Raw genomic sequence first — 14159 nt, forward strand, 5'->3', positions numbered from 1 at the left:
CGGCGTTATTTCGCCGCGAAACAATGCTCATTATTTCAAGGGAACACATGTTGGATTCTCGCCAGTTACATACTTTTAGACGCTAAATGTAATCGAGCAGACTCAGGCCCATTATTTGCGTGCTGCTTTGCAACACCGCCTCATAGGCGTATTCCGCTTTGGCAAGGTCCGTGGAAAGTTGTGTGATATCTGCATCCTCAATGTCGGAAATATTGGCTTCTGCTGCGTCGATGATGGTTTCCAGGTTGTATTGGGTAAATTCCAGCCGATTCTCTCGACCGCCGATATCGCCAAGGGTCACGGTGAGGTTTTCATGGGCCGCACTCAGCTTTTCCAGAACCTCGCTCACCCCCTCGACATCATTTGTTTCCAGATAGCCGACCAACTCGCCCACCGCTTCCAACAGATTGTCATCTCCATCTGGAACGGCTTCCATGGCGCCGGTTGCCGCGTCTTCCACCAATCCGCCAAAGATGTCGCACCCCACGTTATTTATCTGCACGCTGCTCGTGTCCGAGATATCCACGTAAATTTCCGCGTTTTCCGGCTGCACTACAAACTGATCCCCAGCCACAACCGTGGAGCCGCCGTTGGAGGCCAATTCCACCTCTCCTCCCGGAATCATGAACGTACTGTCAGTGGTGGTGTATCCGGTGTTCCAGGTGGCGCCGGAATCCAGGCTGTAGGAATATTCAAGGGGACCGGGCAGGGTGCCGCCTGAATCAACGCGGATGGTGACATTGGAGTAGAATGTTCCCTCGCATGAGGCGGCAACCGTAGAGCTGCCGCTATGCCGCACCACGGCGTCCGCAACGCCATTCCCCTGGTATATGGCGGCAGGGCGCAACCAGATAACGCTCCCGTCGCCTTCGCCTTCCTCGCTGCTGGCTGTCACGGTGGAACCTGATTCCAGGGTGGTCCGCACGCCATCGCACACCAATTCGGTATCGCCCGCCGCAAGGGTTGCTTCGGTCCAGGTATCGCCCCCGTCGGTGGAGTAGCGGTAGTTTAGTGCATCCACACCGACTTCGCCGGAATCCATGAATTCTATGTAGACTGTGGAGTCTGCTTCTCCTGTGACGGAAAGCACTGACGCGGCAGCGCCTTCGCCATCCCGCACGGTAGCGCCCAGGCCCATGGCGTAGGCGTCGTCGGCAATCATGGAGCCGGCGAAAATGGAATCCCCGGCGTATTCCGTATTGGAAATGCTGACCAGTTCCTCCATGAGTTCTCTGGCTTCGGCGGCGATCATTTCACGCTCATCGTCCGAGTAGGTGCCGGTGGCGCCCTGCTCGCAGATTTCCTCAAGCCGGGTCAGCACATCGCTGGCCTGACTCAGTTCCTCATCCGCCAAAGAAAGCCAGGCCACGGCCGTATCCACATTTTCCAGATACTGTTCCATGCGACTCATGCTGCTGCTCAGATCCAGGACTCTGGCCGTCCCTTCCGGATCATCCGAGGGGCGGTTGATACTTTTCAGACTCGCGGTCTGCTCGTTTATCCGCATCAATTCGGATAACCGCGAATTCATATTCGAAACGGACTGTGAGTAGATCATGTTGAAGGAAACGCGCATAAATCCACCTCACGATTTCAGTGACATCACGATTTCAAACATTTCATTGGCAGTCTGAATGAGCTGACTTGCCGCCTGATACGCCTGCTGATAGCGCGTGAGATTGGTAAGCTCCTCATCCAGGCTGACTCCGGCTACTTCCTGCTGCCGTTCATCCAACTCTTCGGCCAAAGCTGTGGTTTGCGTATAATTTCGTGCAGCGGTGTCGGTATCTGCGCCGACATCGGCGACCAGGGCGTGAAGATGTTCAGAAAGGGTCTGGGATGCGCTGCTGGCCAAGGCATCAAGTGACACGTCCTTGTCACCCAGCGCGGCCATTGCCTGGGCGTTGGTGTTGTCTCCGGAAGCCACAACCCCGGAAGCGTTGACCACACCGGAATTGATTCTGTCCGTATTGTTGGCCACACGTTCCTCTACGGCCATGTCCGAGATGCTGCTGCCGGAAAAAAAGGTGTTCAGGCCCAAGGCCGCCAGCACGCCGCTGCTGTCCCCGGCAAATTCGAACTCCACACCGTCTGCGGCGTCGAGCTGCAATTGTCCGTCAACTATGGTGGCGCTGAGCTGGCCTGAATAGCTTGCGTTTATGGCGTCGGCCACATCCTGTAAGGAGTGCACAGAAGGGTCGAAATTTGCGGTGCCGGGTGTGATGGAGGAAAAATCAAGCGAAGAGACCCCGAGACTGTCCCCGGAATCTTCATCGTAAAAAGCAAAGGAAAGGGCCCCTGATTCAAGCCTGTCGGCATACGCCAGAGAACTTTCGGCCAGGGGAACCGTTGTGTCATCCACGGCATTGGATGCATTGGTGGAGCTGTAATGTTCAAGGCCGGCGCCCTGACTGTGCTGGTAGTTCACCTGCCAGATCAACTCGTTGGCGATTGCATTGAGTTCCGTCTGATACGCGAGCAAATCTTCGTCACGAGTTGTCAGCAACCCTGCCAGTTCACCTCCAGAAAGGCGGGTGTCGTCTTCATTGGCTCCACTCAAAGGGGTGATGTTGACCTTGCCCCCTGTTGTTGCATTCCAATAAATGCCGGATTTGGCCATGATGTCGAAGGTGTCATCCGCAGCCAGGCTGCCTGTGGCCGTGGCGTAGGAATCGTCGCTGGCGCCGAACCATATTTCCACGCCATTGACCTCTACCCTGTCGTCATAACTGCCAGCCGTGAATTCCATTACGTCACCGTTTTCATCGGTGACCCAGGTTTCACCGCCATCGAGAGAAACCTTGAAGGTGGCGGCTGCGGCCGTGCCATCGGCGGCGCCCCCAGAAGTAAACTCCACGAGCAGTTCTTCCGCGCTTGTACCGTCGAAGTACAATTCCCCATCAAATGTGGAGCTGGAAGTCAGGTCCTTTTCCACCTGCGGCCCTTCCCAGGAAAGGCTGTAGGCCTTGGCGCCGTTTACCAGTGTCTGGCCGCTGGTGGTGAGCACGGTATAGCTGTCACCGTCCTCCACGACCTTGACGTCCAAAAGGTTTGAAAGTTCCCGCACGGCTGCATCACGCTGGTCCTGCAAGTCCAGATCATCAGGGCTGGCCACGATGCTTTTGTTCAGGCTTGCTATCTCCTCCATAAGCGCGTTGGCGCTCTCCACGCCGGCTTCCAGATCAGTCTCCACGGTTTCCACAGCGTCCTGTAAGCCTGCGTCGATAATGCTCAAGCTGTCGATCAGAGTCTCTGTATAACTGATCAGTTCCTGACGCGTTGCAGCATCATCCGCGGCCTCTTCCAGGGCGGTAAGGCTATCCAGAAACGTATCCAACGCCGTGGATACGCTGTAGGAATCGCTTTCCGTAAACAGGGTCTCCACATTGTAGAGCGTTTCGGCCTGAGCCCCCCAGTAGGCTGAGTCGCTGTTGTAGGAGAGAAACTGCGCCTCGAGCAGCGAATCGTAATTGCGACGGATGGTTTCCACGGAAGCGCCCGTGCCTACCGTGAGATCACCCACTGTTATGGACGAGTTTGTGGAGTAGGTGACAGTGCGCCGGGCGTACCCGTCGGTGTCAATGTTTGCGATGTTGTCCCCTGTGACGGTTATCCCCACCTGGGAATTCATCAGGGACTGTTTCCCCATGCTGAGCAGTGCATTAATCATGGCTCAGCTCCTAGCGCTTCAGATTCAATGCTTCCTGGAGCAGTGAATCCACAGTGGTAATGACCTTTGAGTTGGCCTGGTACCCGCGCTGGTAGGTGATCAGATCCACCATCTCAGAGGAGTAATCCACATTGGATTGCTCCAGGGTGCAGGAGGCCACAGAACCGAAGGCGTTGGTGTTTGCTATGCCTGTTATGGCGATTCCCGATTCGCGGCTGGCCGAGAAAAGGTTGCCCCCTTCACTGATAAGACCCTGGTAGTTATCGAAATCAGCAAGTCCGAGGACGTACAGCTCGATGTTTTCACCGTTGGTGAAGTTACCCACGATGACACCGTTTGCGTCGATTTCCACGGATTCCAGAAATCCCGGGGCATAGCCATCCTGGGTCTGCGACAGGGTGGAGGAGGAGTTGTCGTAGGCGGTGGTGCAGTTGGCATCGAACACCGGATCTTCAAAGTTGAACAGGGACGAAAGGTTGGTGCCGATGGCGGAAGCATCCGACACGGCGCCGTCCCAGGAAGTGGACGTAGGGGTCCTGTCGTGCACGCCAAAGTCCAGACCAATGCTCACCGCTTCTGCCGCGCCCGTATAGCTTGCGTCGCTGGAGCCTGAGAAGTTCGCGGTGAACACCGGATAGCCGTCATCATTTATATCTGCCGGCGTCCAATTGCTCAGGTCGTGCAAATCTCCGGTAGCCGTGCCGTCCAGGGTGAAAGCGGTCATCCCCTGCATCTGTCCGGAGGAGTTGAAAGTTATGGTGCCAGTCATCAGCAGGCCGGCGCTGGAGGTTCCGGCAAGCTGTTGCCCGTCTATTGTGCGGCCGTCCTCGTCCGCATCGCAGGTAACGATATATTCCCACACCTGCGAGCCCCCGGCCTGGCTTGTAACCGAGTCGTCCTGAACAGGGTCGAAGTACACGGTCAGTTCGTGCGCGGAGCCTGCTTCGTCGTAGACCGTGATGGTGCTTTGATAGGTGTAGCTGTTTTCGCCCAGAGGCGGGTCGGCAGTGCCATCCCATTCCTGTTGCAGGGCAAAGAAGGGGTCTGTGGCATTGGTGGAGGCTTCTTCGCTTTCCTTGTCCAGAGAAACCAGCATCGAAACCAGTGAGGTCGCTTTGGGTTCCGACTGCAGGTCTTCTATGACGATATCGCCCAACGCACCTTTGGTATTGACGCCGCTGGAGGTGCGCTCCGTATCGTACGCCCACCCCTGAACCCTGTAGCCTTGGGCATTCACAAGGTAGCCGTCTTCATCAAAGGTGAAGTTACCGGCCCGGGAGTAATAGGTGGAGCCCGTAACAGGGTCATTCACCATGAAAAAGCCATTGCCTGAGATGGCAACGTCGGTAGAAGAGGTGGAGTCCTCGTAGGACCCCTGGGACCAGTCGTTCCAAAGTGTGGAGACACTGGCGCCGTTGCCTATCTGGCTGACTCCGTTGGCCGTGTTCACCGAGGAGTAGAAAATGTCCTGAAACTGGATTGTGGTGGATTTGTAGCCGATGGTGTTCGCGTTCGCCAGGTTGTTGCCAACAACTGATATGGCCTTGCTGTGGACCGAGAGGCCGGAGATACCGGCGTACATGGCGCTTGTAAGGGTACTCATAACAGGCTCCTTGTGCCGGCTTAGCTGGGGCTTGTGACGCTGCTGATGGACATCACGTCCACATAGCTGCCGTTATCGAGCTCATAGACTGCACTGCCATTGAGGGATGTCATGCCGACAACCGTTCCCTGGCACTCCATGGAGACGGAAACGCTGTCGCTTTCGGCGTCGTAGGCCAGGATGCTGACGCTATAGATGCCGTCTTCCAGCTCTTCACCGTCATCATCAAGGCCATCCCAATCAAAGGTATGCTCACCTTCCGAAAGTTCCTCGAGTTCCACGGAAGTGACCAGGTCTCCATCCTCATTGTAGATGTAGGCAGTTGCCGTGGTGGCGGTATCTTCCAGGGTGTAGGTGAGGTCTGTGGTGCCGTCTTCACCCTTGGTGATGGTGTTGCCTTCGGCTGTGACTTCCAGCCCTATGAAGCTGACCGCGCTGGTGACAAACATGGTGCTGACGGTGTCCGCCACGGTTTCCATGGTTTCATTCAGCTCCACGAGCTGCTCCAGGTTTGAGAACTGGGCGAGTTCAGCCAACATCTCGGTATCTTCCATGGGATTCAGCGGATCCTGATTTTCGAGCTGCGCCAGAAGCAGCGTCATAAAATCAGTGCTGCTCAGATCACTCGACGAAGTACTGTCTGTGGTGGTCGTGGTAGCGCTGCTAACGGACGCAATATTCATGATCTTCCTCCATTTCAGGATCATTGATGGCGCTTAACATTTTCCTGATCTCCAAAACTTCTATTCTGCACTCTTTACAGGACGCCATGTGGTCTTCTACTGCTTTTCTTGCCTTTGCTGGCAGATTTTTGTCTATATATGCTGCTATTGTATTATGCCCTGGACAAAGAAATGAACTCTTTGAAAGTCCATCAAACATATTTCCCCCCCATATTTTTATTCCCGTATCATGAATGTATGATTCTACATGCACTCGCATTTAATCCCTCCTTTTGAATTAATATACGTGGAATGGACCACCAAACATCCATTAACATTTGCAAAAGAAATCATGGGAAGGCTTATGTTATGTGGAGGAATGTGAAGCTGGCTTGAGACTTCTTAAGCAGGTTACAACATGATATATTTCAGTTGGTTACGTACACCTAAAGGAAGCCCGCGTCCGTAAGGCTTGGAAAGCGGCATTGACCACTCCTTACTAATTATGGAGGGGCGTCCACGCCTGTTGACCGTGCGCCCACAAGGGAACGCAACTAAACAAACATGTAACTTGCTAGTATATATTATTTTTAAGAATATTTTGAGATATGATTTGACAAATCAGATCGACGCCATTAGTTCAGTACTGACCGGTCAGTACTGCCCGGCATTAAGAAAACCGAAGAAATGGCTCTTTGCGAAACACGGCGCTTACGCCAAGAAAGAAACCGAAATGCCAGACAACGACGACGATAAAAAAAGCCGCATTCTCGATGCGGCGGCAACACTGTTCGGCAGCCTGCCTTTCCACAAAGTTCTGCTCAGCGACGTTGCGAGCGCCGCTCGTGTCGGCAAGGGAACCTTGTATCTTTACTTCAAGAACAAGGACGAACTTTATCTTTCAGTTCTGTTCAGGGAATTTGCAGAACTGGTGGATAGAATGCGTTTGCACCTCGAGGCGGAAGCACCCGCCAACATACAGATGCAGCGCATTGTAGAAGAAATCACCTACCATCTTTTCAACAGGTCTTGCAGCGTCGAACTGATGCGGGGATCATTGGTGCATTTTCCTAAATCCGGGGAATGGCAAGCAAAGAAGATGGAGTTATGCAACCTCATCGAGCAGGTCATCGTAAGCGGCATTGAACAAGGTATTTTTGAAGACAAAAACCCCAAGTTTACCTCCCTCTACATCCCAGGACTCCTCCGTTCAGTATCCTTGTCTCGTGATGAAGGCACCACGACCGAGGAAATAGTGCAACACGCCTGTTCGTTCATCCTTAACGGTCTGCGGCCACGTTCATAGCCCCCACCCTTGCAGCCACCAAACTATAGAGCCACACAGAGATAACGACATGAGTAGCAACACGACTGAGACGCACACCGCCCCAGAAGAAACATCCCAAAACAGTATGAAAACTGAACGGCGCCCCAAATCCCGCACCAAACGACTGGTAAGCATGGGCGTCATAGCCGTAGTGCTGGCAGCTTCAGCGTTCATCGGGATGCCCTACTATTTGGAAGCCCTGTCCCACGAATCAACGGACGACGCTTTTGTGGAATCACATGTTTTAAGTATTAGCCCCCGCGTTGCAGGGCATGTGGCTCGCGTGCTGGTGGAAGACAACCAGTGGGTAGAGAAGGATCAGCTGCTGGCGGAAATCGACCCAAGTGATTTTCAGGTGGCCCTTGAAGCCGCCAAGGCGCGCCTTGAGTCCGCTAAGGCAGCCGTCAAGGAAGCCGCGGCCAACACCTCCGCAGCAGCCAACGTCCTGGCCCAACGCAGGGCGGAATTGCAGATGCAACAGGCCACCCTGGAACAAGTCCGCGCCGAGGTGGCGGAAGTGGATGCGGAACACCAACGCGACATGAGCGACCTTGAGCGTCTGCAAAAGATGATCGCTGCAAAAGCCATCAGCCGCCAGGAATTCGACCACGCCAAAACCAATGAAGCCATGACCCGTGCCAAATACGATTCCGCCCTGCGCGAGGTGGATACGCATTCCGTAAGGATTCTGCAGGCAAAGGCCGCATTGGCGACAGCCGAGGATGAATACAGAGGCATCCAGGCCCAGGCGGCTATCCGCGCAGCTGAACTCTCCGAAGCGGAAGCGAATGTAAAGCAGGCGGAGTTGAATCTCTCGTATACAAAAATTACCGCCCCTTGTGCGGGGCATGTCACCAAAAAAGTCGTAGAACCAAGGACGTATGTCCTTGTTGGCGAAAACCTGCTTTCCGTTGTCAGCCCTGAAGTCTGGGTTGTGGCCAATTTCAAGGAAACACAAATTGCAAATATGCGGGCCGGCCAACCCGTGGACATCGAAGTGGATTCCTACCCGGATACCACCTTTCACGGCCACGTGGACAGCATCCAACGCGGCACCGGCTCCCGCTTCAGCCTGCTGCCACCCGAAAACGCCACCGGCAACTATATTAAGGTTGTACAGCGCGTGCCTGTAAAGATCGTGCTGGACGACCCCACGCCTGAGGGGGGATTCGTGCTTGCCCCTGGCATGTCTGTCGTCCCCATGGTGGACATTTCCGCGCCAGGCAAAGATACCGGCCTGGCAGTTCAGGAAAGCGCCACCGCAGTGGCGTCATCCAGACAATAAGGCGCCATCATGTTTAAAGAACCGGAGGAGATGTCGTCCGGAGAGCGGTGGCTCATCGCTTTCACGGTCATGTTCGGGGCGTTCATGGCCGTCATGGACACCAGCGTGGTCAACGTATCCATCCCGCACATGATGGGCAGCTTCGGTACAGACCTTTCGTCCATCACCTGGGTTGCCACCAGCTACAGCATCGCAGAAATAATCATGGTCACCATGTCCGGATGGTGGAGTGCCCTGATTGGACGCAAGAACCTTCTTCTGGCGTCCTTCGCCATCTTCACTGCAGGCTCAATCCTCTGCGGCACGGCGAACACCTTTACCCAGATGATCATTTACCGGGTCATCCAAGGTATTGGCGGGGGCGCTCTCATCCCTGTATCCCTGGCCATCCTGCGCGAGACCTTCCCCCCAAAGCAGCAAGGAATCGCCATGGCGCTCTATGGCATGGGCGTGGTACTGGCTCCCGCACTGGGCCCCATCCTTGGTGGCTGGCTTACGGATTCCTGGTCATGGCCGTGGATCTTCTACATCAACGTGCCCATCTGCATTCTGGGCATGCTTCTGATTGTGAAATTCGTGCACGACCCACCCTATCTGCGCCGCGGCGTGCAGTCCGTGGACTGGACAGGGATCATCCTGCTTTCCGTCATGCTGACGGGCATGCAGATTATTCTCGAACGCGGGCAAGACGACAACTGGTTCGAATCCAAATTCATAATCGCAATGACGATTGCGACATCACTGTCTCTTTTCGCACTTATCTATTGGGAATTGCGTTGCAAATCCCCAGTCGTCAACTTACGCGTGTTGAAAGACCGCAATTTGACTCTTGGTTCTGTCATGGGGTTGATATTCGGTATATCTCTGTTCGGCACAACCTTCATTCTGCCGCAGTTCACGCAACAACTACTGGGCTACCCCGCGTTTCAGGCAGGCCTTGCCCTGGCGCCCAGAGCCATGACGCTGATACTGTTCATGCCCCTGGTCGGCTGGCTCTACCAGCGCACCGGAGCACGGGCCATGGTGTTCACTGGCATTTTCGTCATCATCTGGTCCTACTATGACCTTGCACAGCTCAATATGCAGGCGAGTTTTCAGGACCTTGTGCCGCCGCTCATGATCATGGGGATGGGGATGCCCTTTATGTTCATTCCCTTGAGCACGGTTTCGCTTTGCAGCGTTCCCCGCAGCGACATGACGGATGCCTCGGGTTTATACACCTTGGCGCGCCGCGTGGGGGGAAACATCGGCTACGCCCTGGTCGCCGTGCTTCTCAACAGGGGCGAGCAGATTCACCATGCCCGGCTTTCTGAGCATATCAGCGATCTCAACATGATTTCCCACAACTACCAGTCCGCGCTCCAGGGGACATTCCAAAACATGGGGATGGATGCCATCACGTCTGCGAAGCTCGCCCTGGCAACCCTGGAAAGAACGCTCTCGCAGCAGGCGACCATGCTGGCCTACAACGACATATCCCTGTTCTTCGGCATGCTTTTTTTCCTGCTCGTGCCCATGGTCTTTCTCCTGCCGACACGCGCAAGACTCTTGGCCCTGACCATGAAGAAAGCAAAATAGGAGCACCCTGAAACGGCATGCAAAACACACCCGCCAGACGCCTTCCGGGAGCATCACAGCAGGACTTCAGGCTCCTTTCTCGTTGCGCACCGTTCGCTCAGGCTGGCCGCCAGTTCGAGCAGCTTCGGCTGTATCATGACGCGCGCGCCCGTCTGGCAATTCTTGATGCAGGCGCAACAGCGGATGCACTCCATGCCATCTGTGACGGGCAGGTCATCCATTGTAATGGCGTCCACGGGGCAGACTTCCACGCACACTCCGCAACGCACGCAATCCTCCTCCCGTGTTTCCGGGCTGATTCCACTGCGGGAAACCCCCTCACGATAGGGGTAGTTGCCCTGGATTTCCAGGGGCGCAATGTCTGCAGGTTGCGGGACCTCTTCCAGCTTGGACCGGATGGCAACGCCAAAGGCGGTCGCGGTGTCTATATCCGCAGCGTCCGGACGTCCGACGCCAATTGGCGAAACAGCACTGGAAAAGGAGTGTTCGCCAATAAACGCCCCTGCAGCCAGAGGCTTGAAACCGGCTTCCTGGGCCAGATCGGCGAGTTCAAGCAAGGCGTCTTCGTAGGCCCTGTTGCCATAGACGACGACAAGAACAGCAGGGCCGCCCTTTCCTGTAACGTTTTTGATACGCTCACGAGCCACAGGCGCAACACGTCCCGCATAAACAGGAGCACCAATAATGGCGAGTTCCGTGGCAGGCACTTGCAACGGCGCTGTAGCAGAGTGCATGGTCATATCCACAAGAGAATTCTCCAATCCCAGGCCGCCGGCAATGGCCTGAACAATGGTGCGTGTGGTGCCCGTAGGCGAAAAAACAATAGACGTCGTGCTTTTGCAATCCATACCAACCTCACCTGTAGAAACAGAGTCCGGGTTTAGTCCCGCAATAAAATTTGTAATGGTTTCCAAACATCTAACACGCAGTCTTCTACTCCTCTGGAGAGCGTCTGACCAGGAAAACTCAAAAAGCGATCACTTTACATTATTCGCAAACTGCTGCAGGATTCGCGACCTCTTCCCCACTCTGCAACACCGCGGGTAGGAAAATCTAATACGTCACAGGTTTCACCACCCCTATTTACACATTACTATGAACAATTTCGCTCTTATACTTTTGTTAGCCGCTTTTCCGGCTTTGTCGACAGACATGTATCTTCCGGCCATTCCCCTGCTTTGCGAGATTTGGGAAATTCCCCTGACGCAGGCCAACCTTTCTCTGGCCGCTTTTTTTGTGAGCTTCAGCGCGTTTTTGCTGGTACACGGCCCCACGGCGGACCGTTTCGGCAGACGGCCCGTGCTCTTGGCCGGGGTTGCCATCTACATCGTAGCCTGTCTGCTGTGCGCCGGCTCCACCTCCATCACCATGCTGGTGCTCGCGCGCATATTGCAGGCTTTTGGCGCCGCTGCCGCCTCCGCCATGTCCCTTGCGCTGGCAAAGGACCTCTATGAAGGGGATGCCCGCAAAAAGTTGCTTGCCTACATAGGTGTGCTCATCCCTCTGTGCCCCATGGTTGCGCCCAGCATTGGCGCACTGATGATGCATTACGTCTCCTGGCGCGGCATATTCGTGTTCCAGTCCTTCCTTGCCCTGCCTGCGTTGTACGGCTCATTACGTCTGCAGGAACCCGATACCGGCAACCACACCGGCGGGCTCGGCGCTGCGTTGCAACGTTACCTGAACCTGGGGCGCAATATTCCATATATGGCGTATGCGGTTTCTTTTTCCCTTGGGAACTTTGCTTTTTTCGCCTTTATTGGCGGCTCGTCAGACATTTACATCCGCGGTTTCGGCCTGGAGGAAGGAAGCTTCGCCCTCTTTTTCGCGATCAATGCCCTTGCGCTCATGGCAGGGTCTTTTGCCTGCTCCCGGCTTTGCGTTTCCATTGCTTCGTTCAGAATCCTGCTCGTATCCCTGACGGGCATGCTTGCAGGCAGCACGCTGCTGCTGGCCATGGGTGGCTCAACACCCATAGGCTTTGCCGGCGCCATGTTCCTGTACAGCTTTTTTCTGGGCATGAGCCGCCCCATCAGTAATCACGTGACTCTGGAGCAGGTGCACAAGGACACCGGGACCGCTGCTTCTCTTTTGACGTTCTTTATCTTTCTTTGTGGCGGGCTGGCCATGGAGACCATTTCTTTTGACTGGCCCTCCAAACCCATGGCCATCGGCGTCATGGGCGCCATTGGCAGCATCGTGCCCCTGGTGGCCGTGTTCTTCCTGCAAAATTCTGAAAAGAACGCTCCTTCCAGCTGAAGACAATAAAAAAGGCGGCGCCTTACATAAAAGCGCCGCCCTTTTTGATAGCGTTCTTTTTCCTGGAGATGCGTCACTCCAGCCCCAGATCCTCCCTGGCCTGGGCAATGCCTTCCAATTGCAATTCCAACTGCGCTGACTGCGTGGATGCGGCCTGCTTTAGCAAGGCTTCGACCGTTTCCCTGCCAGAGGCGCTCTGCACGGCCTGGCGGGGTGTCTTGCCCTTTAGTGCAGAAAGGGGTGTGTCCACCCATTGCCGCCACTGCTCACGATACACTGCGATAATCTTGTTGCGGACTTCAGGGTCCTGCATGGCCTTCTCGTTGAACTGGAGCCCGTTTTTGCCCTGCGCAGCACTTGAGCAAGGTGTACCTGCCCCCGTGGCTTCAGTATGCAGCTCCAGGAACAAGGCTCTGATGGCGGCATCGTGCTCCAGCAACGTATCCGCTTTCATGCCGCCGGCCTCGGCGCCAAAGCTTTCTATAAGCGCCAGCACCCGTACCTTGGCTGCAGCTCCGAACTTGACGGGGCTTGTGCCCAATAAAATCTCGAATTCATCCACGGGGGCGATGGAGCAAAAGAAAATGTCACCCTTTGCCAGAGCTTCCGAGGCGCTCCGCTCGAAAACCTCCCGCACCTGCCCTGTGAAAAGATCTTTGCAGATGAATCCCTTTCCAGGGGTGGTTTCGGTTATCTCGCAAAAGCTGAAAGGCGCGTCGACACAGGAGTGCAGCACCTTTTGATCGAAGCTGTCCAGCTTTTTGCCCTTCACGGAAAAGTACAATGCCGCAATTGTTTTTGAAAGCTTCTGCTGGTCGGCTTGAGGCTGCAATTTGGCGGCTGTTTTCCCCGGGATGCGCCAGCTGAAAAGCGCCCACGGTACAAAAAGCTGTGAAAAGCCGTCAAATGGCACAAGGGGGCCGCTTTGCCCCTTCCTGAGCATGAAGGCGTCCAGCGCCTCGTCCATCAGGTCCAGGTCGATTTCCTTGTTCACAAAAGCAAGTATGCGTTCGACCAGATTGTCATATACCTGGCTGATGCGACGGTATGGAAAATCTTCCGCCTCGGCCTTGGCCAGGCAGCATTTTTTGTATTTTTTGCCACTGCCGCATGGACAGGGGTCATTGCGTCCAGTCTTCATGCTCCGATCCTTTTCGTCTTGATTACAACGTATTGTTCCAGACCTTCAAACGCCCCCCAAAGCATCGAAGAGCCGCACCACCAAAGCGACATACGCGTTCAAAGTCAAGGAAACAGGTGATACCACCCTGCTTTGAACATGCTGCGCTTGCTTATATTTTTTCAATGCAGCGCGTATTTGAAACTGAAACGCTTGGATTTATATTTTGTGATATTATATGCAAAATTCAACTCATAACTATTTTTAAACTCATTACAGAATCTTTATGCTCATTTTACATGTATATATTTCAGTTTTATATCTTTTATGAAAAATATTCAGACTACTAATTTATATATGCTTACTCTTGCACAATGGATATATTCTATTCAACGCGTTATTTTTTCATTATTTTTAAATTTTTTTTCATAACTTTTTTTGTCTCAAAGTAGTGCCTTATAGATGTTCATCACAATAGAATTATCATTTACCCCCACAATTGCAATAATGCTCTGGAAATAAATTGTTCAAATTTTTTAGCTATTTACCCCTTTAATTGAGCGGCATACCCATTCTAATTGGTTCATGTTCTTAAATATACCCTGTCTTTTCAGCTTTTTCCTACTGTGTTACCGTTAGAAAAACCGACTTTTTT

General features: G+C 54.1%; 11 protein-coding genes. 4 read left to right on the plus strand and 7 right to left on the minus strand.

Annotated features, from left to right (window positions below; all coding sequences use genetic code 11):
- Window positions 1–82: 82 nt before the first annotated feature.
- Genes flgL through ACZ5EH_RS05650 form a run of 5 tightly spaced genes read right to left on the minus strand, consistent with a single transcriptional unit; the run spans window position 83 to window position 6215 of the window.
- Window positions 83–1576 (minus strand): flagellar hook-associated protein FlgL, encoded by a 1494-nt coding sequence (gene flgL / locus ACZ5EH_RS05630; protein WP_464277153.1) that lies wholly within the window; start codon window positions 1574–1576, stop codon window positions 83–85.
- A gap of 9 nt (window positions 1577–1585) precedes the next feature.
- On the minus strand, window positions 1586–3670 hold the full coding sequence (gene flgK, locus ACZ5EH_RS05635) for a flagellar hook-associated protein FlgK (RefSeq protein ID WP_464277154.1): 2085 nt from the start codon (window positions 3668–3670) through the stop codon (window positions 1586–1588).
- Window positions 3671–3680: 10 nt separating this feature from the next.
- Complete coding sequence (locus tag ACZ5EH_RS05640) at window positions 3681–5273, minus strand: flagellar hook protein FlgE (protein WP_464277155.1); 1593 nt, start codon at window positions 5271–5273, stop codon at window positions 3681–3683.
- A gap of 20 nt (window positions 5274–5293) precedes the next feature.
- Window positions 5294–5956 carry a flagellar hook assembly protein FlgD gene (locus tag ACZ5EH_RS05645; RefSeq protein ID WP_464277156.1) on the minus strand — a complete coding sequence of 221 codons (663 nt, stop codon included), beginning with the start codon at window positions 5954–5956 and terminating at the stop codon, window positions 5294–5296.
- On the minus strand, window positions 5937–6215 hold the full coding sequence (locus tag ACZ5EH_RS05650; RefSeq protein ID WP_464277157.1) for an anti-sigma factor family protein: 279 nt from the start codon (window positions 6213–6215) through the stop codon (window positions 5937–5939). The genes ACZ5EH_RS05645 and ACZ5EH_RS05650 overlap by 20 nt, the downstream gene beginning before the upstream one ends.
- 252 nt (window positions 6216–6467) lie before the next feature.
- Here ACZ5EH_RS05650 and ACZ5EH_RS05655 point away from each other — a divergent pair, with 252 nt between their 5' ends.
- The 3 genes from ACZ5EH_RS05655 to ACZ5EH_RS05665 are packed head-to-tail and all read left to right on the plus strand — an operon-like array spanning window position 6468 to window position 10125.
- Window positions 6468–7241: a TetR/AcrR family transcriptional regulator gene (locus ACZ5EH_RS05655; protein ID WP_464278264.1), complete on the plus strand. Its 774-nt coding sequence runs from the start codon at window positions 6468–6470 to the stop codon at window positions 7239–7241.
- Window positions 7242–7290: 49 nt separating this feature from the next.
- Window positions 7291–8547, plus strand: a complete 1257-nt coding sequence (locus tag ACZ5EH_RS05660) for an HlyD family secretion protein (RefSeq protein WP_464277158.1) — start codon at window positions 7291–7293, stop codon at window positions 8545–8547.
- Between the two features lie 9 nt (window positions 8548–8556).
- Complete coding sequence (locus tag ACZ5EH_RS05665) at window positions 8557–10125, plus strand: DHA2 family efflux MFS transporter permease subunit (protein ID WP_464277159.1); 1569 nt, start codon at window positions 8557–8559, stop codon at window positions 10123–10125.
- Window positions 10126–10178: 53 nt separating this feature from the next.
- Here the strand turns inward: ACZ5EH_RS05665 and ACZ5EH_RS05670 are convergent, their stop codons facing one another.
- On the minus strand, window positions 10179–10973 hold the full coding sequence (locus ACZ5EH_RS05670) for a 4Fe-4S binding protein (protein WP_464277160.1): 795 nt from the start codon (window positions 10971–10973) through the stop codon (window positions 10179–10181).
- Between the two features lie 247 nt (window positions 10974–11220).
- Between ACZ5EH_RS05670 and ACZ5EH_RS05675 the strand changes: the two genes are divergently transcribed.
- A complete protein-coding gene (locus ACZ5EH_RS05675) occupies window positions 11221–12384 on the plus strand; it encodes an MFS transporter (protein WP_464277161.1) in 1164 nt (387 codons plus the stop codon).
- Window positions 12385–12457: 73 nt separating this feature from the next.
- Here the strand turns inward: ACZ5EH_RS05675 and ACZ5EH_RS05680 are convergent, their stop codons facing one another.
- Window positions 12458–13525: an SEC-C metal-binding domain-containing protein gene (locus tag ACZ5EH_RS05680; RefSeq protein ID WP_464277162.1), complete on the minus strand. Its 1068-nt coding sequence runs from the start codon at window positions 13523–13525 to the stop codon at window positions 12458–12460.
- Window positions 13526–14159: the final 634 nt, after the last annotated feature.

This window comes from Desulfovibrio biadhensis (genome assembly GCF_055388615.1).